This window comes from Streptomyces sp. Je 1-332, from assembly GCF_040730185.1.
In the GTDB taxonomy this organism is placed as follows: Bacteria; Actinomycetota; Actinomycetes; order Streptomycetales; family Streptomycetaceae; genus Streptomyces.
The window spans coordinates 106,041-128,000 of record NZ_CP160402.1; the positions used below are offsets into that span (position 1 = coordinate 106,041).

A 21,960-nucleotide genomic window follows, 5' to 3' on the forward strand; every position below is an offset into this window, starting at 1 on the left:
TGGGCCGAGGCGGCAGATTAACGCCGTAGTGCCTCGGAGATCCTGGCAGGACGCATGAACGGCAGTTGAGTCGGGGGCACTTCAAGGCTGCGCGAGGGGATTCACGGTGGCCCACCTGTGGCTGTCGCGTCTTGCCCTGATCAGGCGCCCCTGATCAGGGCACTGCTCGCCCGCCGTTGCGAGTGTCAGTGTGTTCCGGCGCGCAGAGTGAAGCCGCCGTCGACGGGCAGGGTGACGCCTGTGATGAAGGCGGAGGCGTTCGAGGCGAGGAAGAGTGCTGCTTCGGCGACGTCCTGGCTGGTGCCTTGATGGCCCATGGGGACGAGGCTCGCCCGTTGCGCCGCGACGTCTTTGCGGTCGGTGCCGCTGGAACGGGCGACGGAGTCCACGCCCATGGGAGTGTCCATCATCCCCGGGGCGATGGCGTTGACGCGGATGCCGTGCGGGGCGTACTCCAGCGCGAGGCTACGGGTCATGGAATGGACCGCGGCTTTGGAGGTGGTGTAGGCGATGGCCTCGCCGCCGGCGAGCAGTCCCGCCATGGAGGAGATGTTGATGACGGCGCCGCGGCCGCGCTCACGCATATGCGGTAGGACGTATTTGCAGGTGAGCCACATGCCGGTGAGGTTGACCTCGAAGCCGTGACGCCAGGTGGCGGAGGGGAGTTCCTCGGTGCGGCCGCCGGGCACGATGCCGACGTTGTTGTGGAGCACGTCGATCTGCCCGTAGGCGTCGAGGGCGGCCCGGGCCAGATCGGCGCAGTCCTTTTCGACGGTGACGTCGGCGCGGTGGGGCCGGGCGGTGCCGCCGCCCTTGCGGATGAGCGCGGCGGTTTCCTCGGCTGACTCCTCGTCCCGGTCGACGACCAGGACGCGTGCGCCTTCACGGGCGTAGGTGAGGGCGGCGGCGCGTCCGTTGCCCATGGTGGCGCCCGGGGTCTGTCCGCCGCCGACGACAACGGCGACTTGGTCGCGCAGACGTGCGCTCACGGTTGCTCCTTCCTGTCCGGCGGGGGTGCCGCACTGTTGGTCGGGGTGTTGGCCAGGGCGGTCACCTGTTCGTAGCCGGTGTCGTGTCCGGTGGCCGTGTCGACGGCCGCGTCGAAGGACGTGGCCAGCGGCCACCCGGCGTAGTAGGCGATCTGAACGGCCATTTCGCGCAGTTCGGCCTCGGTGAGGTCGCTGCTGGCCAGGGCGGCCCTGATGTGCAGTGGTGTGTGCAGGCGGTCCTGTCCAAGGACGGCCAGGGCGGTGAGGGTGATCAGCCGTCGGTCGCGCCGGGAGAGCCCGGGGCGGTCCCACAGGTCTCCGAAGATGTGCTGGGCGGACAGGCCGCCGAGCGAGGCCGGCGACATGGCCGGCGGAGCCGGGCACTGCATGACCTCGGCCATAGCTGCCCAACCCCGCGTGGCGCGCTGCTGTGGTGTCTCGGCGACTCCGGCACCGTCAGGGGCGCTCACCAGGTCACCGGCAGTTCTTCGAGCCCGTAGGTCAGGGCGTCGTCGTGGAAGCGCAGTTCGCTTTCGTCCACGGCCAGGCGCAGGGCGGGGTAGCGGTGGAAGAGGCGTGGCCAGGCTTCCTGCATCTCGACGCGGGAGAGGTTCTGGCCCAGGCACTGGTGGATGCCGAAGCCGAAGCCGATGTGCTTGCGCTCCACGCGGGTGAGATCGAGCGCCTCAGGGGCGGCGAAGACGTCGGGGTCGCGGTTGGCGGCGGGCAGATTACAGATGACGCCCTCCCCGGCCTTGATCAGGACGCCGCCGATCTCGGTGTCCTGAAGGCAGACGCGCCGCGGTTCGGTCTGCACCATGGACCAGTACCGCATCATCTCCTCGGTGGCCGTGCTCTGATATTTCTTCGGGTTCGAGAGGAGGATGGCGCGCTGCTCGGGCTCGCGCAGCAGAGCGAGGATGCCGAGGCCGATCATGTTCGCCGTGGTCTCATGTCCGGCGGCGATGACGAGGACGCCCAGGCCGACGGCCTGCTCGAAGCCAAGGACGCCCTTCTCGTCGACCCAGGTGTTGACCAGGCGGGAGAGCAGCCCGTCATCGGGATCGCTGCGTTTGTCGGCCATGGTGCGGCTGAGGGTGTCCAACATCGTGCGGTGCGCGGCGAGCTTCTCCTCTTTGGGAAGGCTGAGCTGCACCACCTTCTTCGAGGACTCGTGGATGATGTGCCGCCACTCGGACGGAACGCCGAGGATCTCGCATATGACCAGGGTGGGCAGAGCCAGGGCGTACTCCTCGATGAGGTCGACGGGCCTGCCCTTGGCCGGCAGCTCGTCCAAGAGATGGTCGATCAGTTCGACGATGCGGGGGCGCAGCGCCTCGGAGCGCTTGGCGGTGAAGTCGGGGTTGAGGATGCGGCGGATCGGCAGGTGTTCGTCGCCGTCCTTGCGGAAGAAGATGCCGCCCTCGACGACGGGCTGGGCGCTGGAGGTGTTGGGGAAGCCGGGGAGGGTGACATCGGCGCCGAACCGGCCACCCGGGCTGAGAACCTGTTGGACCTGGTCGTGGCGGGTGATCAGCCAGGGGCGGGTGCCGTTCCAGATGATGACCCGGCGCGGTGCGCCGGCCTCACGGAAGGCGGTGGCGGTCTCCGGCGGAGCGAAGGGGCAGCCGCGGGTGAGAGGGAAAGCGGGGGCTTGTGCTGAGGTGTCCGTGGACATGCGTGTCCTTCAGGTGGGGGGAAGTCTTAACCGGCGAGGGGAAGGTCCTGACGGGCCTGTTCCCACGGGGCGCGGGCGGCCACGAGGGGCCGCAGGGCGCGTAGCGGGCGGATCATGCCGACGCCCAGGGCTGCGGTGACATGACCGCGGCTCAGGTACAGCGCGGTGAACTTCCGCTCGTGCAGGCTGCCTTCGACGACGTGCATCGCGTCGGCGCCATGGGTACGGCCGTAGATCTGGATCTTCAGGTCGTACTGGTCGGACCAGACGTAGGGCACCGTGCGGAAGGCGGTCGCGGCGGGCCCGGCGAGGATGTTCCGGGCGACGGTCAGGCCCTGCTCGGAGGCGTTGGTGCGGTGCTCGATCCGCAGGCGTTCGCCCGAGTCGACGTCCGGCCAGGAGGCGACGTCACCGGCGGCCCACACACCGTGGCCTGCGTGCAGGAAAGCGTTGCAGTCGACACCGTTGGTGAGCGACAGGCCGCTGCCGGTTAGCCAACCGGTGTTGGGCCTCGCTCCGATGCCGATCAGGACAGCTCCCGCGGGCAGGATGCGGCCGTCGTCAAGACGTACACCGGCGGTCCGCCCGTTCTCGGTGATCACTTCCCTCACCAGTGAACCGGTCACTACCCGCACGCCGTGCTCGCGGTGCACCGCTGTCAGCAAGCCGCCGACTTCCACGCCGACGGCGTCCGAGAGGGGCGCGTCCTGGTCCGTGACGAGCGTGACCTCGCAGCCGAGCCCGCGTGCCACCGCCGCGGCCTCCGCGCCCACGAACCCGCCGCCCACGAACCCGCCGCCCACGATCACCAGGTGCGGGCGGGCGACGAGTTCCGCACGCAGCGCCAAGGCGTCTTCCACCGTGCGCAGGGTGTGCACCCCGGCCACACCCTCGGTGCCGGGCAGCGTGCGGGCCGAGGCGCCGGTGGCGACGACCAGCTGCGTGTAGGCCAGCTGGCGGCCGTCGGCAAGACGGACGCTGCGGCCCCCGGTGTCCAGGGCGACCGCCTCCGCGCCGAGCAGGTGATCCACCTGGAGTTCGGTGTACGTCTCGGGGGTGCGCAGGCGCAGCTTTTCCGGCTGCCAGGCACCGCTGAGCAGCTGCTTGGACAGCGGGGGCCGGTCATAGGGCAGATGCGACTCACCGCCGACCAGTGTCAGCGAGCCCTCGTAGCCGCCGCGCCGCAGCCCCTCCACGGTGGCCAGACCCGCCGCCGAGGCGCCGACCACGACGATTCCGGCGGACACGGTCATGCGTGGATCTCGATGGCGGCGGCCGGACAGACGGACGCGGCCTCACGGGCGGCGTCCTGCTGCTGCGAGGGCGGCTCGGCATCCAGCAGGACCACCACCCCGTCCTCGTCCCGCTGGTCGAAGACCTCCGGCGCGACCAGCACACACTGCCCTGCACCACAGCATTTGTCCTCGTCGATCGTGATGTGCATGCGCGTTTCCCTTCAGAACAGGGCACGGCAGCGCTCCGGCAGGGAGCGTCCCGCTCCGTAACTTTACGAGTATTTATTTACACCCGATTAGCTACTGCCGTAAAGCTCGGGATCGTCGCCGTCGACCTCCGTGGCGCCCGGAACGAACACTGTGCGAGGCTGGCAAACATGGCCGACCGCACCCGAAGCTCCTCGCCGCCCGAGGAGACCGCCCTCAGACGCAGACCCCGTAACGCCCGGGGCGAGGGAGACAAACTCCGCGAGGAGATCCTGCAGGCGACGCTCCGGCTCGTCGCGGACGAATCCCGGATGCAGATCGTGCCGTTGTCCCTGCGAGAAGTCGCCCGGGAGGCAGGAGTCACCGCACCGGCCATCTATCTGCACTTCGCGGACAAGGAAGAACTGTCGATCGCGGCCGTACGACGGCTCTTCGAGCAGCTCCTCGACGCGATGGACCAAGTGGAGGGAGACTCACACGAGCTTCCACCGGACCGGCGACTGGCCGAACTCGCCCACGTCTACTGCCGGTTCGCCGAGCACAATCCGCTGTACTTCCGGGTCATGTTCGGCGACCACGACCGGCATCAGAATGAGATGGCGCTGCTCGCGGATCGCTGGCGGACCGCCGTCACGCGGCTGGCGGCGACAGGCATGCGTCTGACACAGACGCCGGAGGCCGCTGCCGTGTCCGTGTGGTCGGCGGTGCACGGCCGCATCCTGCTCAGGAACAGCGCGGGCCAAGTATGGAACCTGGGCGACGTGCACGACTTCGTCGAGGAACTCACCCGCTCCATCACCACGGCCGATGGCGGCCCTCGCGGCTGACTTGCCAAGGTGAGCGGCCCGCCTCGCTCCCCTCCCGAGGGCGATGCGGCAACAGGAGCACCCGGGGGCCCGTACGTCCAGGACTCACCGAGATCCGTGGCCCTTAGGGCCTGTCTCTAGTCGCGATCATGAGCGGGAGTCAGGGCTGAAGTGGTGCTCACGGCGTCCGCCGTCGGCCGGCCGACGGGTAGCGACGCTCACTCCGGTCTGCTTTCCCTCGCCGGAGCCGCACTCTGGCTGCGCTCCCGATAAGTAGGCTGTGTCAGCTTCTTCGGGAGTCGTTTCGGTGTGACTTCGGTAATCGTTTGGCGGCCAGCCGAGTGATCAATGTCAGCGTGGTGCCGGGCTAGCGGCGATGCCTCCTACGCATCCAGCCCGCTCCGAGAGCAACCGCGGCGATCGCAGACAGAAGGATCGCCCCAAGGACCGTGGTTGCTCCGGTTGAGACCACGATGATGGCCCACCACGGCGGATCACCTTCCACAGCGCACCCCTAAGAAATCACGAGTACCAGGCACGACGCCGGGCTTTGGGGGATGGTTCTGTGGGCCTGATCACCTGTCCCACTTCCGGGAAGACTCCTACGGATGCGTGGGGTGACCCCCATGTGTGATCCGGTCGGTGTCTTAGGTCAGCAGCCGCTTGCGGGCATCGGGCGCGAAGGCGCGGTCCAGGCGCGGGGCGTGGGCGGCGACCACCAGAGACGTCGCTGCCCTCCTGACTTGCAGAACCTTCACCCCCTACGAGAGATCGAAGGGGGCGGGGGCGTGGCCTTCCCAGATCCGGCGGGAGACCTGTTCGGGGTAGGGCAGAGTCTTTGATTCGGCGTCCAGGACGCGGGTCAGCTGCTGGTCGGGCCGGTAGGCGGCCCATCCCGCGTCGCCGGTCGTGACGAAGCGGACCCATGCCTCCCTGAGTTCGCGGGAGATCGCATGGGTCTCGGGGGTGGGGTCGTCGCCGATGAGCTGTGCGCCGACGGGACTGTCCAGGGTGCCGAACGCCAGGGGGACGTCGAGGCTGTGGCAGGCGCCCAGGGCGCCGCCGAGGGCCGGGGCGGTCCAGCACAGCTCGAACAGGAATGAGGTGCCGCCGGCTGCGGCGTTCGCCTCGGCCAGCTTCTGCGACGGCATGCGGAAGAGGGCGTCGGAGTACACCGTCTCCACCAGCTCCTCCGGGCCGGCCTGTGGAAATCCGGCACGGTACGCGTCGGCGCCGCCCGGCTGCGGGGCGAGCAGCTCCAGGGCTGCACGGGCGTCCTGCTCGGTGAAGGTGCCCCGCCGTCCGCTCATGACGCTGAACAGCCGGAATTCATCGCGGGTGTGGCCGACGAGCAGCTCGGTCCCGTTCGCGCGCGCGCCGCTCAGCGCGGGCCAGGGCGTTTCGGGGAGGACCTCGCCGTCGACGACGGGGCACAGGGCGGTGCCGGTCTCCGTGAGCCGTCCCCAGCTCTCCCGGTGTGCATGGAGGTCGGCGTTGAAGGAGGTGAGTTCCGCGGCCAGGTGCCAGGGGTCGATGTCGCGCATGGCCGCGGCGGTGGGGGCCGCCGCGCCGAGCCGGTCCGCGAGCGCGGCGGTGACCTGCAGTGCCAGCGCGGGGGTGCTGTGCAGCCCCGGCACCGAGTGGGTGATGGCCCGCCGGAACAGGCCGCGCGCCGGCTTCATCGTCAGGAGGGCGGCGACCGACCCTGCCCCGGCGGACACTCCGCCCACGGTGACCTGGTCGGGGTCACCTCCGAAGGCGGCGATGTTCCGCTGCACCCACTCCAGCGCCGCGATCTGGTCGAGGAATCCGCGGTTGGGCGGCGCATCGTCGAAGAACGCGTAACCCTCCACGCCCACCCGGCAGTTGATGCTCACCACAACGACTCCCGCGTCGGCCAGCGCCGCCGGGTCGTACATCGGGTCGCTCGACGCCGCCGAAACGTAGCCGCCTACGGGGATCCACACCAGCACCGGTAGTCCTGCCGCGCCCGGATCCGGGGTGCCGACGTTGAGCGTCAGCCAGTCCGTGCCCTGCGGCGGGCCCACGTCGATCGGCAGGGACAGCGGTACCACGGGGCCGAACTCCGCCGCCTGCCTCGTACCCTCCCAGCGCTGCGGTGAGGCGGGCGCGGCGAAGCGAAGTTCTCCCACCGGGGGCCGGGCGTAGGGGATCCCGCGGAACACTGCGTGTCCCTGCCGCCGGCGCCCCTGCACCACACCTTCGGTGGTCCGCACTGTTGGCTGTTCGGGCAGCCGTTCAGGCATGGCACTTCCTTCCTCGAGTGGGCTCCAGGTTTATCGGTCGCCTGTATTATGTCAAGTGTATGGGAAAGGCTCCGGGTACGAGAGAAGAGGCTGGCGATGCCGAAACTGGTGGATCACCGCAGACGCCGCGAAGAGATCGCCCGCGCGCTGTGGCGGGTGGTGGAACAGCGCGGCGTCGCGCACCTGACGACGCGCGTGGTGGCGCGGGAGGCGGGTATCTCCCTCGGGCAACTGCAGCACTATTTCGCCACTCGGGCCGCCATGCTCTCCTTCGCCATGGACTTCGCGTCCGAGCAGACCTCGCTGCGCGTCGACCAGGGCCTCAAGAAGCTCGGTGACCGTCCGCACCCCCGCGACGTACTGCGCCTGACGCTCGCGGAAATGCTCCCCCTGCACGCCGACGCCCGCGCGACCAGCCGGATGAGCGCCGCCTACGTCCTGGAGGCGCTGCACGACGAGGCCGTCCACGAGCAGGCACGCCGCGGCCTCCTCCAAGGACGAGATCTCGTCGAGCAGCTGATCCGCCAAGCGGTCGCCGACGGGCAGATCGATTCTGACTGCGATCCGGCGACCGAGACCAACCTGCTTCTCGCCCTCACCGGCTTCACCCCTCTGATCGAACTCGACGTGATCGGACCCGGGGACGCACTCACTGCGATCGATCTCCACCTGGACAGGCTGTTCAGCGGCAACGATCGGAGTGCGTGACCTGCCCCCCGGCTCCGCCAGCGAACGGCTCGGCGGGCCCTCTAGCCTGGCTTGGACGTAGACGGCTGTTCGTCAGGGGCCGGGGGTGCTCCAGCGGGTGCGCCACATCGGCTATTCCTGACCGGCGGTCCTTCACATCCGCCGGTAGAACCGCGCGCCCTTCTCAAACCTTCTTGCGATGACTGTCGTCTCCTCGCGGTAGTTGCCGGCCTCGTGACAGTTGTCGGCCTCGGCGAACAGCAGCGGCACCCCGCGGCCTCTGGGGCCGTGAGGACGGCGTCGGCGCGCGCTTCCCAAGCCTGGGGTCTTCCACGCACCGGTGGCGGGGAGCGCCACTCTCCCGTTACACGCCCTATGCGGACTTCGGCATGGCGCCGGCAGCCTCCACCTGACTCAGACATTTCAGACACAGGGGCTGGAGGAGTCCTATCGCACGGCTGGCCGATGGCGGACCCTGGACCGGCCGCACCGCGACCGCACGGACGTCGACTCTTCAGGAGGGTGGTCATGGCCCGAATCTCACCTGAACTTCCGGCGGTTGGCCACCGTCTGGTGCCGGCTTACCAGCGGGTGGGGACGGTAGTTCTTGCGCTGAGCTGACGGGTGGCCGCCTTGTGCTCATCCAGCGCGGGCCCCTCCTTGTCGGTGGCAATCGTGGTCACCGGTGACATTCCCCGCATCCCCTGGACTGGACGCTGGTCAGCCGCGTCCACTCCGCCCTCGCCTGGCGTCGGCGTACGATCTCGGCTCCCCGGTTGTGGACGGATGAACGTCCCTGACTACGGTTCACGGGTAGCAGAACGATAGGGGGAGGGGGGATTGGGTCGGAGCTTTGGGACCAGGACATCGCGCCGTACGGCGAGCAGCTGGAGGCGCTGGACAGCGGCACGCTGGCTGACCTTGTGCTGGACGTGGTGGCATCGACGATTCCGCTATTCGAGCCGCCGTTTGACCACTTCTTCCCGCAACCGCACTTCGAGCTGGTCGAGTCCGTTCTGGCCCTGCGTGCACAAGCTCCAACGAGCTGGTGGGATGACGCGGCCTTCGCACGAGACTTTCTGGCTCGCTACGACCTTCTGCCAGATGTCCCCACCAGGCCAGCAGTCGGTCCCTTCCTGATGGTGCTGGTTCGACTCTTCGAAGCACGCCGCGGATGCCTGTCGGCCGACCAGGCGCTGGAGTGCCTGTCCAGTTGCTATGAAGCAGTCCTGGTATCCCAGTTGACCGGGCGAGTCACAGTGGCGGACGAAAGACAAAATGCAAAGTGCCAGCAGGCCATCGCGCGCCAGACAGGCCTGGTCCTACGCGCGCTGGGATGAAGCCGTCGACATGGACCGTATGCCTCGCGGAAACGCCGCCCCGGGTCAGGCGACATCGTTCTTTGGACCGATGACCACCAGGCGGCTCTTCAGCCATTGATGGAGATGACGTCACATCAAGAACTGTCCTTCTCCCTCCCGTACGAGGGTGAGGAGGGGCACGTGTACGCCGAGACTCAGCACAGCCTGACCCCCTACCAGGTCCTCGACACCCTCCAGGACCTCCTGCGGTGCCGCACCGAGCTTCCCGAACACACCCTCAGCTTGTTCTTGGACCTGAGCCCAGTCGGGCGCGCAGGATTGCGGCACCGTCACCCTCAAGGTCCTCGCAGGCCGATGCACGGCCTGCCATCCCCATCACCAGCGAGAGGGTCGGCCCCCGGAGCAGATCCCCCGAGCCGGTGGTAAACGGGCCGTCTGTGGCCTCGACCCGCAAGCCCGCGATCGCAGTGTTGCTCGCGACGGTGAAATCGCGGCCGGCGAAGAACCGGGCCACGGCGGTCGTCGTGGCTACCGGGGGTGTCCGTACAAGCCCCAATGGCCGACGGATGTCCTCGCTGTGGACGACTGTTTCGCCCAGCCAGGCCGCAGTATGTCCTGTCGGCCCGGCGGGCCCGGCGACAACTTCGCGAAATCGCCGCAAGCTCTCTTCAGGTGTAGCACCACGGTGCTCTGCAAGTCGTCGGTCGTTGTGCAGAGCAGGGTCGAACCGCGCGGCCAGCATGCTCAGCAGCCAGCGCCACATGCTCGTGCTGGCACCTGCCGTCAGATGGGCTACGACCTCCTCCACGGTCCAGCGCTCACACAGTGACGCTTTCGCCCACTGGGCCTCGCTGAGTTCGGCGAGGTCTTGAGCGAGCGCGGACCGCTCGACGTGGATCGCCCTTTCCAGAGCTTTCCGGGTTTCAAGAACGTGTGGTTCAGCCACGGGCCAGCCTCCAAAGATCACCTGTCCTCCATCAGACTCCTATCGCAGCCCGAACTCATCGACGGCACCCGCGTAGCGGGCCGCAGATGCGCGGCTACGGTTCCGGTCGACGCCGACCAGGAGGGTGTGACCGCCGAGGCCGAGGAGGCGTCGGAAGGGTGAGGTGCGGCCGAACTCGAATCCGAGTGTCTGCCGGCTCGCGATGTTCTCGGCTCGGGCTCGCTCCCCTTGCGGCGACGGGCGCCTGTGAGGCGAGTGGGTACCGCTTTGGGCGGCTCGGCGCCGGTGTGAGTGGCAAAATCGTGCTCAACATGTGTGGCGTCGCTGCGGCTTCGAGCCATCGTCGCGAGAGCCTCTCCGGCGGATGAGGGTCAGGAGAGCGCATGATCCGCCGGACAGACCTAGTCCCTGCCGTCGGCGTTCAGTCGCGCGCCGTCCAAGGTGGTGTCCGTGAGGGTGGTACGCGTCTCGGTGCTGACCTCAGTGCGACTGACCACGGCGCAGGTCATTTCGGACAAGAGGAAGCCTGAGCGGTGCTTTCCGCGCACCATGCCGGAGTCCACGCAGTGATTCACTCCATCGCGGAGCCAGTCATACAGGTCGTGGACGTCGTCATCCTGCCATCCCTTGAGGCCAGCGGCGCGGATGCCTAGGGCCAGCCTCTCGGCCACGTAGTCGGGATCAAGGAAGGTCCGGAAGCGAATCGTCAGGCGCTCGAACTCATGGCCTCCGCCGAACTCCCAGAGAGCCCACAGCTCCGCCACACCCTCCGCCACGGGTCGGGCCTCGAGAAGCCACTGGTACTCATCCATGAAGGGCGCATGACGATCCAGCCACGACTTTTGTGCCCGTGGGTGGATCACCCAGGGCTTCGGGATCTCGGGGAAAGCCGGCCATTCGACCTCGGGGCATTCCCAGCGCCTTGTCCACGACCGAACCTTCTCCCGGTTGGCCACAAACTTCGCTCGAAGTTCGTCCGCGTCGCGCCGTTTCGATCTGCGTAAGCTCATGTCCTTCAACTTCCCGCTCTCCCGCCAGGACAAGCTCTCACTCAACGGTCGATGACAGAGGCCCAGCCAGTGATGGCGCGGGCTGCCCGGGTCGGCCGCTCTCGCGGCATCGCGATCGGCTGGGGCCTACCACGCCGCACAGGTTAAAGATCAAGCCAGAGCGGCAAAACCTTGAGCTGATAACCGCGCTGGGGGACTCATCCTCGTCGCCTACACCCAACTCCGCCTCGCCCGCCCACTCGCAGTGTCTGCCAGAGACGGTCGGCATCCGCCGGAGCGGCATCGGTGCCTGACCACCACGACCAGACCGGGTTCGGTGTTGCTCCGGCTTCGGTGTTGCTCCGCTGGGCAGGTGGCCGATATCCGGGGGATCACCGTTCCTTCCACGATCGGGAGGGTGTGGTCTGTGTCTGCCCAGGAAGAGCTATGGGTCAGCTTGGGGTGCAGCCGGTTCCAGGAGCGGGCCGCCCTGGCGGTTCCGTGGAGGTGTGTCTCGGTGACGGTTTCGGTGTTCGGGGTGCCCCACGTCTCGAGCTGTCCGTAGACGAACTCGCCGCCGTGCCGGGGCGGTCGGCCCTGGGTGTGCGGGAGCCGGGGTGGGACAGCTCTGCGAGGCGTGGGCAGGCACCACGCCGGCCAGGGCTGCCTGGACGAGACGTGACGGGCGTCGCGGGCACGTGGCGCAGCGGCCGCTCAGAGGTGGCCGTCCAGGAACTTCCGTACTTCGGCGGTGGTCATAGGACCGGTGCTGTGCGCCACCACCTCTCCCTCCTTCAGCAGGACGCAGGATGGGGCTCCGGTGACTCCGTATCGCTCGGTTGCGGCCGGGCAACGCGTGATGTCGGCGCGAACGGCCGTCAGGCGGCCCGTGTATTCGTCGGCGATGTCACCCACGACGAGGTCCATCTCCCGGCAGGGCTCGACTGCCTTGGGCCATGTTCCGGTGAAGTACGCGAGGACCGGGCCTTCGCTCATCCCGAGGATGAAATTGAACTCCGCGTCCTCGCGGGGGCGGTGGACCCGCTTCGCCATGCAAGCTCCTGACCTTCACATTCCGTCATTCCATCCCCATCATCCCTCGCGCGATGCGCCAGGCCCGCCCGGTCGATCGTCCGGTTGACCTGGCGGCAGGGAGGCACGGGGCCGTCGCAGACCACTGTGGTCGTGGGGGCGAGCGGCCTGCCCCCGCCGTTGGTGACGTGACTCCACCTGATCGGCCAGCGCATCGTCCACCGGCTCCGGTCGAGCCCTATCCGCCACCACGCTTCTCAGAGACAGCCTCCCCGAGAGGCTTCTGTCTGGTCCGCACCGCGCCCCGCTCTCAGCTGGCCGATTCCGCGCCCCGCTCTCAGCTGGCCGATACCGCTCTTCTGCAGGCCGCATGAGCCGGACGAGGACACCGAGAACGAGGCGCGGTTTTTCGGACCGCTCACGGACCCGGTGGTGGACGGTCGAAGTACGCGTCAGCTGTCCCGAAGACCGACCGCCAGTGTCAGTTCAAGGATGCGCTGTGGCGATGCGAGGTCAGGAAACAGCTCACGCAGTTGCGACAGCCGGTACCGGACCGTCTGGGGGTGGACGAACAGCGCCGCCGCCGCCTCCTCCCGCCTGCCCTGGTGCAGTAGCCACTCCCGCAACGTCTCCTCCAGCCGCCGCGCTCTGGCGGCGGGCAAGGTCCGCAACGGCGCGAGGGCTCGGGCACGCAGGTCGGCGAGCGCGTCCGCGTCGGCGCTCAGCACCAGTTCGGGCAGGTGGTCCTCGGTGTCGCGAATGTCAGGGGAGAGCGAGCGTGCGCGTACAGCCCGTGCGTACGAGTCGGACGCACGAGTCCACGGACGGGCCGGGCCGACCACCGCGGTGCGGTCGGCCAGCTGCCGCAGGAGATGTGATCGGTCGGCATCGGGGACCAGCAGCAGACCAGTGGCGTCCACGAGGTCGTCGAGGACAAGGGTGCTCGGGTCGAGCGCGCGGTAGGCGGGCCGGGCCTGGGCTGCGGGCAGCAGGACCGCGGTCAGCGAAACGGGAGGCTGCCACCCGGCCCGTTGCACCGAGGCCAGCAGCACGTCCGGGCTCGCGCCGGCGAGAAGGTCACGGGCCAGGTGTTCCAGGTGGAGCTCGTGGGCCCTGCCCCGGGCGGCCAGCTCGTCGGCGTGGCCCGCGGCGCTCGCGGCGGAGAGCTCGTCGATGTAGGCGAAGGTCAGCTCGGCGAACTTGGCGACCTCGGCGGCGGGCAGGCCTGCGGGTACGGCACCAGCTGCCAGGCATCGCCAGGCCACGCGGGCGCCGACGCGGTAGGCGCTGAGCAGGGCGTCCATCGAACGGCCGTCCCGTACCTCGCCGCGGCCCAGCTCGTAGGCTGCGTCACCGGCGTCGCCGCCGGTGGCCTTCCCGCTCGCGAGGTCCAGGTAGTGCCCCAGGGCGGTGCGGACGGCTCGGCGGATGGTGCCGCCCATGCTGCCCGATAGGGCGTTGGCGTAGGGAGGGACCTCGTCGATGATGGCCTGGACGACCTCGTCCGCGGTGCTCTTCACTGTGGCCCGAAGTGCGGTGACCGTCGTCTCGTCCAAGGCCAGTTCGCTGGCCCTCTGGATTGCATGACTCACGTTTTTGTTCCCTGCGAACAATTCAGTCGACCAGATTTACGTCCTGCGGTCAGGACTTTACGCCTTGAGGCGCAGCAAGCTGAAGTCATGACGAGTACAGCCCTCCGCAGCAGGGCGTGGAAACTGCTGGAGATGGTCACGACGCCGCTACTGCCGTCGGACTACCTCGACCTGGTCAGCCCGCTGCGTGCGGGCGCTGACCTGCGTGGGCGCATCGAGGCCGTGCACCCGGAGACGGGTGACGCCGCGTCTATCGTGATCAGGCTGGGGCGGGGCTGGCGCGGTCACAAGGCCGGTCAGTACATGCGGATCGGGGTCGACGTCGACGGGGTGCGCCTGTGGCGCGCCTACTCCATCACCTCGCCGACACACCGCCAGGACGGCCGCGTCACGATCACCGTGAAGGCGATCCCGGACGGCAAGGTCAGCAACCACCTGGTCCGCAGGGCGAGACCGGGCACGCTGATCCAGCTCGACCAGCCGACCGGTGACTTCGTGCTGCCAGAGGCCAAGCCCGCCAAGGTGCTCTACCTGACGGCCGGCAGCGGCATCACGCCCGTGATGGGCATGCTGCGCGACACCGAGTTCGACGACGTCGTCATGGTCCACTGCGCGCCACAGCCGCAGGACGTGATCTTCCGCAACGAACTGCACGAGCTGGTCGCGGACAAGAAGCTGCGGCTCACCGAGGTGCACACCGACACCGACGGCATGCTCGACATCGCCCGTCTCGACGAACTCGTACCCGACTGGGCCGAGCGCGAGACCTGGGCCTGCGGGCCAGCGGGCCTGCTCGACGCCGCCGAGAAGCACTGGAGCGAGCACGGCGTGCCAGAGCGCCTGCACACTGAACGCTTCCGCCCCAGCGTCGTCGTCGCCGGCGATGGCGGCGAGGTCACGTTCAGCACCACCGGCAAGACCGTCCACGCAGGCGGCGCGACGCCGTTGCTGGACGTCGGCGAGGAGGCCGGCGTGCTCATGCCCTCCGGGTGCCGCATGGGCATCTGCTTCGGCTGCGTCACGCCGCTCAAGGCGGGCGCCGTCCGTGACCTGCGCACCGGCGAGATCACCGAGGCCGAGCCCGGCGTCCTCATCCAGACCTGCGTGTCCGCCGCGGCGGGCCCCTGCGACATCGAACGGTAGGAGCACCTTGACCGCCATCGACCCCACCGCCCACCTGACCACGGAGCAGATCGAGGAGCTGGGCCGCGAGCTGGACGCGATCCGCGACGAGGTGATCGCCGGCCGCGGCGAGAAGGACGCCGCCTACATCCGTAAGGTCATCTCGGCGCAGCGCAAGCTCGAGCTGGTCAGCAGGGGTGTGTTGCTGTTCTCGATCTTCCCGCCCGCGTGGCTGATCGGCACCGCCGGTCTGTCCGTGGCGAAGATCATGGACAACATGGAGATCGGCCACAACATCCTGCACGGCCAGTGGGACTGGATGCGGGACCCGAAGATCCACTCCACCACCTGGGATTGGGATCACGTCTCGCCGGCCGACCAGTGGAAGCACTCGCACAACGAGCTGCACCACACGTACACCAACGTGATCGGCAAGGACAACGACCTCGGCTACGGCATCATGCGCGTCGACGAGGACCAGAAGTGGCACCCCTTCCACCTCGGCCAGCCGCTGTGGAACTTCATCAACGCCTGCTTCTTCGAGTACGGCATCGCGGCGTACGACCTGGAGCTCGGCAAGAATCTGCCCAAGCATCGCCGCAAGAGCCCGGAGTTCCGCGCGCGGGCCAAGGCCGTGGGCCGAAAGATTCGCAAGCAGGTGCTCAAGGACTACGTGATCCACCCGCTGCTTTCGGGTCCGTCGTTCCTCCCCACGCTCGGCGCCACCTTCACCGCGAACCTGGTCCGCAATCTCTGGACCCACTCGGTGATCATGTGCGGGCACTTCCCCGAGGGCGTGCAGGTCTTCGAGCGCCGGTCGATCAAGGGCGAGACGCGCGGCCAGTGGTATCTGCGCCAGATGATGGGCTCGGCGAACATCAGCGGCAGCAAGGCCATGCACTTCATGTCCGGCAACCTGTCGCACCAGATCGAGCACCACCTGTTCCCGGACCTCCCGAGCAACCGTTACGCCGAGGTCGCGGTGAAGGTGCGCGCGCTGTTCGAGAAGTACGAGCTGGAGTACGTCACCGGGCCGCTGCCCAAGCAGGTGTTCTCCGCGTGGCACAAGGTGTTCCGGCTCTCGCTGCCGAACAAGAAGCCCAAGGTCACGACGCCGAACCGCGAGCGGAAGCTCGTGGCGGCCTGAGCCCCGGCCCTGGGCCCCGGCCCTGGACCCTGACTGGAGACTTCGGTCCGGGCGATCCTGATGGCGCCTCGCTCCTCTGTTCTTTCTTGCAGCGGGCCGGGCAGTGTCTCGCCATGCGGCGACGCCGGTCGTGGGCGGTACGCCCAGGTGGCGGTCGAGCATGTCGGGCGCCGTCCCTTCCTTGAATGAAGCTGCGGGACGTCAGTCGTTTGGACGAAACCCGCAGCGCCGGGTCGCCGCGTCAGACAAGGTTCTTGACCTGCAGAAACGCCTACCCGACCGCCCGAGCGGGCTTGAAGAGAGCCCGTGGGACGCGCGAGCTGGAGTGCAGGACGGCCCACAGGAGGCTGTTCTCGAAGCAGATCGCGTTGCCGGGCAGCGCACAGGCGCTGTGCCCCGTTCCACCGGGAGGTCACTGCATCATGGGTGCCATATCCGTTGTCGTCACCGCTGCTGCTGGCGCGGCCATCATCAGCATCGCCGCCCCGGCGGTGCAGGCCACCGACAGCTCCGCCTGCGGGCGAGCCGAGATCGCTGCGCAGCAGGCTGAGACCGACTACAGGGCGGCGCTGAAGACGTACCAGGCGATCGTCGATGAAGGGGGCCACCCCGATCAGTCCCGGCGCGACAACGTGGACCGACTCAAGTCTGAGTCCGCATTCTTCTCCACTCAGGCGGCCCGCTGCCCCGGCCCCCACCAGACGCCCACAGCCACCACACATGCCGGGCTGGGCGGCCCGAACCAGGAGCGCTACGGCCCCGCGTTGGCCGGTTCCACGATCGTCGCCCTGGCCGGCGCCTACGGTCCGGCGATGGCCGGCTCCGCACTTGTCGCAGTGGCGGGGAGCCTGCTTCTGCTCATGTGGCGGCGAGACCGCTCCTGACCAGCCGCTGAAGCCGCTGTAGCACCCGGCACCCCGCTCATGGTCTGCCGGGCACCCGTCGGAAGTAGGAGCTGGATGCCGATCACAGTGGTCATCGCGGACGACCAGGAGATGGTCCGCAGAGGATTCCGGATGATCCTGGAGGCGACCCCCGGAATCGAAGTGCTCGCCGACGTCGCAGACGGCCAGGAAGCGCTGGAGGCCGCACGTGCACTTGCGCCCGACATCATGCTCCTGGACATCCGCATGCCGGGTATGGACGGACTCGAAGTCAATCGGCGCCTGCGCCAGGCAGATCACAACAAGGAAAGTGAACGCTCCTCACCGAAGGTCGTCATCATCACCACGTTCAATGACGACGAATACGTGCGCACGGCGCTGCGCGACGGAGTCTCCGGTTTCCTCCTCAAAGACTCCAGCCCTGCCCTGCTCGTCGAAGCGGTCCACGCGGCAGCCGCGGGCGACTCCCTGATCTCACCAGCCATCACTGTGCGCCTGCTCGAGCAGATGGCGCAACAGCCCGGTGCGCTCAGGGCGTTTCAGCCTGCCGAACCACTGACACCGCGAGAGGTGGATGTTGTCCGTCGCCTGGCGCGCGGCCTCACCAACGCGGAGATAGCCGAGGACCTCTTCCTGTCCGTGTCCACCGTCAAAGCCCACCTCGCGCACATTCAGACCAAGCTCGACGTACGCAACCGTGTAGAGATCGCCGTCTGGGCATGGGAGGCGGGCCTGTGCACCACCGATTGACACACGCGCACGGCCCCGCGTGCGATCTCTCGTGTCCCGCCCCCTCGTGTCCCGCTGTCACGCGCCACAACGCGCAGGAGAGCCTTGCCTGGTGCAGCACATGACGCTGGTGGAACGCTTTTCACGCCTCCCGGCCCGCAACCCCAGGGTGATGATCGCCTCGGGGATCGTCTTGCTCGGCCTCATCACCATCGATGCGGTCTTCCTCGAGAGGCTGCCCTCGGCGGAACTCGCCCTCGCCATCGGCTCATCCATCGTGTGCAGTCTGTGTGCCATCCCCGGCACCCCCGTCCCGCTCGCCGTGCGCGGCACAGTCGCCGCCGTCGTTTCGTGGGGCGTCACGTTGTACTTCATCGTTGGAAGCGATGAGAGCGGGGTGTGGGGAATCGGGGAAATCGCGGCGCTCCTGCTTCTGTTGTGCAGTGTCTGCTGGCGGGCCTCGGATCGCACCGCCACCATCTTGGCGCCCGCGTTGGCGCTCGCCTGCATGGCCGTGCCGACACGTGATGCCAACCCGCAGGAGTGGACCCTTGCCATCTCACTCATCACCCTGATCGTCGCGACGTTCTCCATCCTCCTGCGGGCACAGAGACAACGACGTTTCCGTGATCTCGCCGAAACACGCTCCGTCGAACGCAGAGCCCTGGCACGGGAGTTGCACGATGTGGTCGCTCACCACATCACCGGCATCATCGTTCAGGCGAAGGCGATCCGCTTCGTAGGAGCGCAAGGGCAAGTACCGGATGACGCCCTGGAACGCATCGAGACGGAAGCCGCCGAAGCGCTCAATGCGATGAAACGGCTCGTGGCGGTCATGCGCCGAACCGGCGACCGCGAGAACACGGGCCCTCTTGCCCCCACAGGGCTCGGCGGACTGCCCCAGGTGGCTCGGGATTTCGCCCGCACTGGACCACCGGTAGAACTCGACATCGCACCCGGTGTCGAGTCAGGACTTCCGGCTGACGTTCGCGCCGGGGTTCACCGGATCGTCCGCGAGGCGCTGACCAACATCCGCAAACACGCAGCCGACGCCACCCTCGTGCGCATCTCACTGCGCGAGCTGCCCACCGGGCTCGAACTGAAAGTCGTCAACGACGGCCACCGTGCAGCCGGCCTCCCGCCTCGCGCCCGAGGTGGGGGCTTCGGGCTGGAAGGCATGCGCGAGAGGGCAGCCGCCATGGCAGGACGCCTGGACGCCGGCCCCACTGACGAAGGCGGCTGGCAGGTACGGGCCCTCCTCCCCCTGCGGCCTCCCGGCGCGTGATCCGTCTCGCTCTGCCGACTTTCCGAACGGGTCGAGGAGAGGGACGAGTAGGTCTCCTACCGAGGGAACTCGCACTGGCTCCATGAGCGAACCTCCGCCCCGTGCCCGTGCCTTCGAAGGCACGGGCACGGGGCGGATGATGGTGACTGCTGGGTGCGCTGCGGATCTGGGCGCTAGGTCCTGCCACCTGGCTGGCTCAGCCTGTGGCCGGGCTGGGGGTCGGGCCATCATCGGGCGTCGGGTTCGGCGTCGGCGTCGGGCTCGGCGTCGGGTTGTCGATGATGTGGGCCTTGGTCCGCCACTTGACGACCTTGCCGTTGCTGTACACCTTCGTGTGGACCATGAACTTCCCATCGAATTCGGTGTACTCCTTCACCACACGCACCGGGCGGGGCTTCTTCTTGTTCTGGCCCTTCTTCTTGCCGACGGCGGCGGCAGACTGGCCCCCATCGCTGTTCGGGGCTTTCTGGCTGACGGTGCTCGATGTCGACGAAGGCGCCGGCGCGGCCATGGATTCGACCGCGGGAACCAGGGACAGACTGCCCAGCGCGGCAACGACGATGCCGGCGCGCACGGTGCGACGAGACAGAGCAGAACGCATGATGTTTCCCTTCAGAGGCCTGGCGGTACGTGGTGCACCGCGCAGAACGGTTCGGTGGTCGTCGGCCGGCCCACCCCCCCTGCTTGCGGGCCGACCGACATCTACCAACGTAGGAAACCGGGCGCTCCTGCCGCTTCAGCCCTTTGGCCAAGGAATGGGCAACCGAAAGTACTGAGACAGGGCGGCAGGCCGCACCGGGGGATGACGGATGATTCGCCGGTCCAGGAGGCGCGCGCGGTGAAGGGCGGCCTGCTGCTCTTCTCAGCCCCGGGCAGCGACTTCTTGATGCGCTCGGACCGTGTCCCGCGCGCCGCGCTCCCGCCAACCGCACCCGGTTCTATCTGCACGACTCGCCAACATGTCTCCTTCACCAGGGTGGCTAGGAGGCGCGAGCGCCGTGGCATGGTGATCCGGAGTTCACGGCCGGACAGCGCAGGGAGAACGTGGATGATGTCGTCAAAAGCCCCCATCCCCTCTCGGCCTCGGCCCGATGGGTCTGAAGGCTCCCGGCCATCGCCCTGGCTGCGCCTGTTGCCCGGCATTTCCCCCAAGCGCCGTGGCTTCGTGCTGGCCTGGTGGGGATTCACTCTCACCTTCGGCGGAATGCGCCTCCTCACCTGGCTCATCCACATTGACGCCGCCGGGGTCGGCGACATGGAGGCCGGCGGAGTTCACATCCATCACTATGTGTGGGGATTCCTCTTGCTCGCGGCGGTCGGCGCGGCAGGTTTGAGCGATCGCTCGGCGCGGGCACGCGCCTGGTTGGGACTGGCCTACGGCGTGGGCTTGGCTCTCGTCATCGACGAGGCGGCATTGCTGATCAGCTTGGAAGACGTCTACTGGGACACTCAGGGCGGGGTAAGTATCGCGCTGGCCATCGCCGTGATCGCTGTCGCAGGCAGCGTTCTGGCTGTTACACGAGGGCGCCGCGCCTCCAAGGATGAGGACCTCAACGCCGCCTGACACCGAGAAGGCAGCCACCAATCCTACGCAAGACGCCTTGGCAGAGGACCCGAGCAGTCGTACGGCTGCTCGGGTCCTCTGCCAAGGGTCGAGGGGACGTACACGACCCGACGCATGCCCGCTTCTCAGGAGGTCAGTTGCACCTTCTCGGCCGGCTCCTTGGTGCTGACGCATTCCGTGTAGGGGTTGGGCGCCCCCTTCTCCTGCTTCTCCTGGCACTTCCACGCCGTGCCGTTCACGGTGACGGTGACGGGCGGAGTTTTCTTGGCCTCGATGACCTTGCCGAATGCGCTGGAGACCTTCTGTGCGGTGGGGCAGGCATCCTTACCCTTCGAGGTGATGGCTGTCACGGCCAGCCCGTTCCAACCGTTCCCGCACTGGATCTCTTGCCCGGCGGAGCTACCGGAGTGCACCTTGAGGGTCGCCCCCACCGGGCCCACAACGTTGCCCGGGTGGGTAGCGGCTTCTTGCCGGGTCACCGGCCCCCATTTCCACGGCAGGCTGCTGGACGCTTTGTTGTCCGGCGGCGTCACGATCGCCTTCGTCGGGCTGATGGCCTGTCGGGGTTCGTCCTTCTCGCTGAGAAAAAGGAACGTGAACGTGGTGCTCTCGCCCGGTGCCAAGGACACCTGCTTCGGGGCGGGCTTGCTGGTGTCGTGGAGCCTCTCCTCGTCCGTGCCCTTGGTCAGGGCGACATCGGGATGGCCCTGGAGCGTGCACGTTGCGTCGCTGGAGTTGCGCAGCTGCACGACAGCCGTTTCCTGCTCACCCGTTGGTTCGCTGGAGCGGGCCGAGCCCGCATCACTCCAGGAAGCCTGGAGCTGGTTCGTACGGCAGGAAGCCGGTGCGGCCGAGGCGGGTGGGCCCGCGAAGAGAACCAACGGCGTTGCGCAAGCGGCAGCAGCGGCCCAGGCCACCATGGTTCTGGTGGCGGCGGCCGGGCGATGGTGCACGTGACTGCTCATGGAGTTACCTCCGGAGTCCGACAGGAAGCCTCGCTTCACGAGGCAGCGGTGTCCTACAGCACTCCACGGGGCTCGGAGCGCGGACGTGTCCATTATCCCGGCGGTTGCACAAGGCGACAGGCGAACCCGAATGGATACGGGGTACCGGTATATGCACGATTTGACGACCACCGCAGATTTTCTTCAACTCCAGGTGCAGCAATGTGGTTTGTGAGTTTCGATGCGCTCACTTCCCAATCATCTCTCGCCATACCCTGCGGGGGTTCCTCGGCTAAGAAGATGGGTCCGCACGTTGTTGGTGTCGGAAAGGAAGAAATACCTTCCTCGCTTTCCCCGTCTCGCCGATATCTCGACCGGCAAGACCTACAAGGCTGGCAACGCCTACGAAGCCGACATCTTCTGCAAGGGCACAAAGATCGGCACCCTACCCTCAGCAAGCGCCTGACGACTTCCCGCGGCAGCCGGGGTGGTGGGGTCGAGGACGGGAGTACAGCTTTCGCACTGGTCACAGCGT

At 67.8% G+C, this 21,960-nt stretch carries 22 protein-coding genes and 1 pseudogene; 9 read left to right on the forward strand and 14 right to left on the reverse strand.

What is annotated here, in order from left to right:
* Positions 1-185: 185 nt before the first annotated feature.
* From ABXJ52_RS00525 to ABXJ52_RS00545, 5 genes are read right to left on the reverse strand one after another with little or no spacing between them, the layout of a single operon-like run.
* Positions 186-989 carry an SDR family NAD(P)-dependent oxidoreductase gene (locus ABXJ52_RS00525; protein WP_367038308.1) on the reverse strand — a complete coding sequence of 268 codons (804 nt, stop codon included), beginning with the start codon at positions 987-989 and terminating at the stop codon, positions 186-188.
* Entirely contained in the window at positions 986-1,459 is a 474-nt protein-coding gene (locus ABXJ52_RS00530) for a carboxymuconolactone decarboxylase family protein (RefSeq protein ID WP_367038310.1), read from the reverse strand. The genes ABXJ52_RS00525 and ABXJ52_RS00530 overlap by 4 nt, the downstream gene beginning before the upstream one ends.
* Positions 1,456-2,667, reverse strand: a complete 1,212-nt coding sequence (locus tag ABXJ52_RS00535) for a cytochrome P450 (protein ID WP_367038312.1) — start codon at positions 2,665-2,667, stop codon at positions 1,456-1,458. Before ABXJ52_RS00535 ends, ABXJ52_RS00530 begins: the two co-directional genes overlap by 4 nt.
* Before the next feature lie 26 nt (positions 2,668-2,693).
* The gene (locus ABXJ52_RS00540) at positions 2,694-3,920 is read right to left on the reverse strand and encodes an FAD/NAD(P)-binding oxidoreductase (protein WP_367038314.1); all 1,227 of its coding nucleotides are present in this window, start codon (positions 3,918-3,920) and stop codon (positions 2,694-2,696) included.
* Positions 3,917-4,111 (reverse strand): ferredoxin, encoded by a 195-nt coding sequence (locus ABXJ52_RS00545; protein WP_367038316.1) that lies wholly within the window; start codon positions 4,109-4,111, stop codon positions 3,917-3,919. Before ABXJ52_RS00545 ends, ABXJ52_RS00540 begins: the two co-directional genes overlap by 4 nt.
* Positions 4,112-4,279: 168 nt before the next feature.
* On the opposite strand from ABXJ52_RS00545, the gene ABXJ52_RS00550 reads away from it, so the two are divergent.
* Entirely contained in the window at positions 4,280-4,936 is a 657-nt protein-coding gene (locus ABXJ52_RS00550) for a TetR/AcrR family transcriptional regulator (RefSeq protein ID WP_367038318.1), read from the forward strand.
* Positions 4,937-5,676: 740 nt separating this feature from the next.
* On the opposite strand, the gene ABXJ52_RS00555 is transcribed toward ABXJ52_RS00550, so the two are convergent.
* Complete coding sequence (locus ABXJ52_RS00555; RefSeq protein WP_367038320.1) at positions 5,677-7,182, reverse strand: carboxylesterase family protein; 1,506 nt, start codon at positions 7,180-7,182, stop codon at positions 5,677-5,679.
* A 96-nt stretch (positions 7,183-7,278) separates the two neighbouring features.
* Here ABXJ52_RS00555 and ABXJ52_RS00560 point away from each other — a divergent pair, with 96 nt between their 5' ends.
* The gene (locus ABXJ52_RS00560) at positions 7,279-7,890 is read left to right on the forward strand and encodes a TetR family transcriptional regulator C-terminal domain-containing protein (RefSeq protein WP_367038322.1); all 612 of its coding nucleotides are present in this window, start codon (positions 7,279-7,281) and stop codon (positions 7,888-7,890) included.
* A gap of 902 nt (positions 7,891-8,792) precedes the next feature.
* On the forward strand, positions 8,793-9,209 hold the full coding sequence (locus ABXJ52_RS00565; RefSeq protein WP_367038324.1) for a hypothetical protein: 417 nt from the start codon (positions 8,793-8,795) through the stop codon (positions 9,207-9,209).
* Positions 9,210-9,468: 259 nt separating this feature from the next.
* Here ABXJ52_RS00565 and ABXJ52_RS00570 read toward each other — a convergent pair whose 3' ends face one another.
* The 6 genes and pseudogenes from ABXJ52_RS00570 to ABXJ52_RS00595 all read right to left on the reverse strand — a co-directional run bounded on the left by ABXJ52_RS00570 (position 9,469) and on the right by ABXJ52_RS00595 (position 13,750).
* On the reverse strand, positions 9,469-10,137 hold the full coding sequence (locus ABXJ52_RS00570) for a maleylpyruvate isomerase family mycothiol-dependent enzyme (RefSeq protein ID WP_367038325.1): 669 nt from the start codon (positions 10,135-10,137) through the stop codon (positions 9,469-9,471).
* A 39-nt stretch (positions 10,138-10,176) separates the two neighbouring features.
* Positions 10,177-10,341, reverse strand: coding sequence for a hypothetical protein (locus ABXJ52_RS00575; RefSeq protein WP_367048714.1), 165 nt, complete (start codon positions 10,339-10,341; stop codon positions 10,177-10,179).
* Between the two features lie 197 nt (positions 10,342-10,538).
* Positions 10,539-11,192 carry a hypothetical protein gene (locus ABXJ52_RS00580; RefSeq protein WP_367038327.1) on the reverse strand — a complete coding sequence of 218 codons (654 nt, stop codon included), beginning with the start codon at positions 11,190-11,192 and terminating at the stop codon, positions 10,539-10,541.
* 203 nt (positions 11,193-11,395) lie between these two features.
* Positions 11,396-11,759: pseudogene (locus tag ABXJ52_RS00585) on the reverse strand (transposase); the annotation flags it as partial.
* A gap of 81 nt (positions 11,760-11,840) precedes the next feature.
* Positions 11,841-12,179 carry a thioredoxin domain-containing protein gene (locus ABXJ52_RS00590; RefSeq protein ID WP_367038328.1) on the reverse strand — a complete coding sequence of 113 codons (339 nt, stop codon included), beginning with the start codon at positions 12,177-12,179 and terminating at the stop codon, positions 11,841-11,843.
* A 431-nt stretch (positions 12,180-12,610) separates the two neighbouring features.
* A complete protein-coding gene (locus ABXJ52_RS00595; RefSeq protein ID WP_367038330.1) occupies positions 12,611-13,750 on the reverse strand; it encodes a helix-turn-helix domain-containing protein in 1,140 nt (379 codons plus the stop codon).
* An 87-nt stretch (positions 13,751-13,837) separates the two neighbouring features.
* Between ABXJ52_RS00595 and ABXJ52_RS00600 the strand changes: the two genes are divergently transcribed.
* The 5 genes from ABXJ52_RS00600 (at position 13,838) to ABXJ52_RS00620 (ending at position 18,917) form a co-directional block, all read left to right on the forward strand.
* Positions 13,838-14,893, forward strand: a complete 1,056-nt coding sequence (locus ABXJ52_RS00600; RefSeq protein ID WP_367038332.1) for a ferredoxin reductase — start codon at positions 13,838-13,840, stop codon at positions 14,891-14,893.
* Between the two features lie 7 nt (positions 14,894-14,900).
* On the forward strand, positions 14,901-16,019 hold the full coding sequence (locus ABXJ52_RS00605) for an acyl-CoA desaturase (RefSeq protein WP_367038334.1): 1,119 nt from the start codon (positions 14,901-14,903) through the stop codon (positions 16,017-16,019).
* Between the two features lie 422 nt (positions 16,020-16,441).
* Positions 16,442-16,903, forward strand: coding sequence for a hypothetical protein (locus ABXJ52_RS00610; RefSeq protein WP_367038336.1), 462 nt, complete (start codon positions 16,442-16,444; stop codon positions 16,901-16,903).
* Positions 16,904-16,978: 75 nt separating this feature from the next.
* On the forward strand, positions 16,979-17,653 hold the full coding sequence (locus ABXJ52_RS00615) for a response regulator transcription factor (protein WP_367038338.1): 675 nt from the start codon (positions 16,979-16,981) through the stop codon (positions 17,651-17,653).
* A gap of 100 nt (positions 17,654-17,753) precedes the next feature.
* Entirely contained in the window at positions 17,754-18,917 is a 1,164-nt protein-coding gene (locus tag ABXJ52_RS00620) for a histidine kinase (protein WP_367048715.1), read from the forward strand.
* 196 nt (positions 18,918-19,113) lie between these two features.
* Here ABXJ52_RS00620 and ABXJ52_RS00625 read toward each other — a convergent pair whose 3' ends face one another.
* Positions 19,114-19,518 (reverse strand): hypothetical protein, encoded by a 405-nt coding sequence (locus ABXJ52_RS00625; protein ID WP_367038340.1) that lies wholly within the window; start codon positions 19,516-19,518, stop codon positions 19,114-19,116.
* 531 nt (positions 19,519-20,049) lie between these two features.
* Between ABXJ52_RS00625 and ABXJ52_RS00630 the strand changes: the two genes are divergently transcribed.
* Positions 20,050-20,481: a hypothetical protein gene (locus ABXJ52_RS00630; protein WP_367038342.1), complete on the forward strand. Its 432-nt coding sequence runs from the start codon at positions 20,050-20,052 to the stop codon at positions 20,479-20,481.
* Positions 20,482-20,606: 125 nt separating this feature from the next.
* Here the strand turns inward: ABXJ52_RS00630 and ABXJ52_RS00635 are convergent, their stop codons facing one another.
* Positions 20,607-21,446 (reverse strand): DUF4232 domain-containing protein, encoded by an 840-nt coding sequence (locus ABXJ52_RS00635; protein WP_367038344.1) that lies wholly within the window; start codon positions 21,444-21,446, stop codon positions 20,607-20,609.
* Between the last annotated feature and the right edge of the window lie 514 nt (positions 21,447-21,960).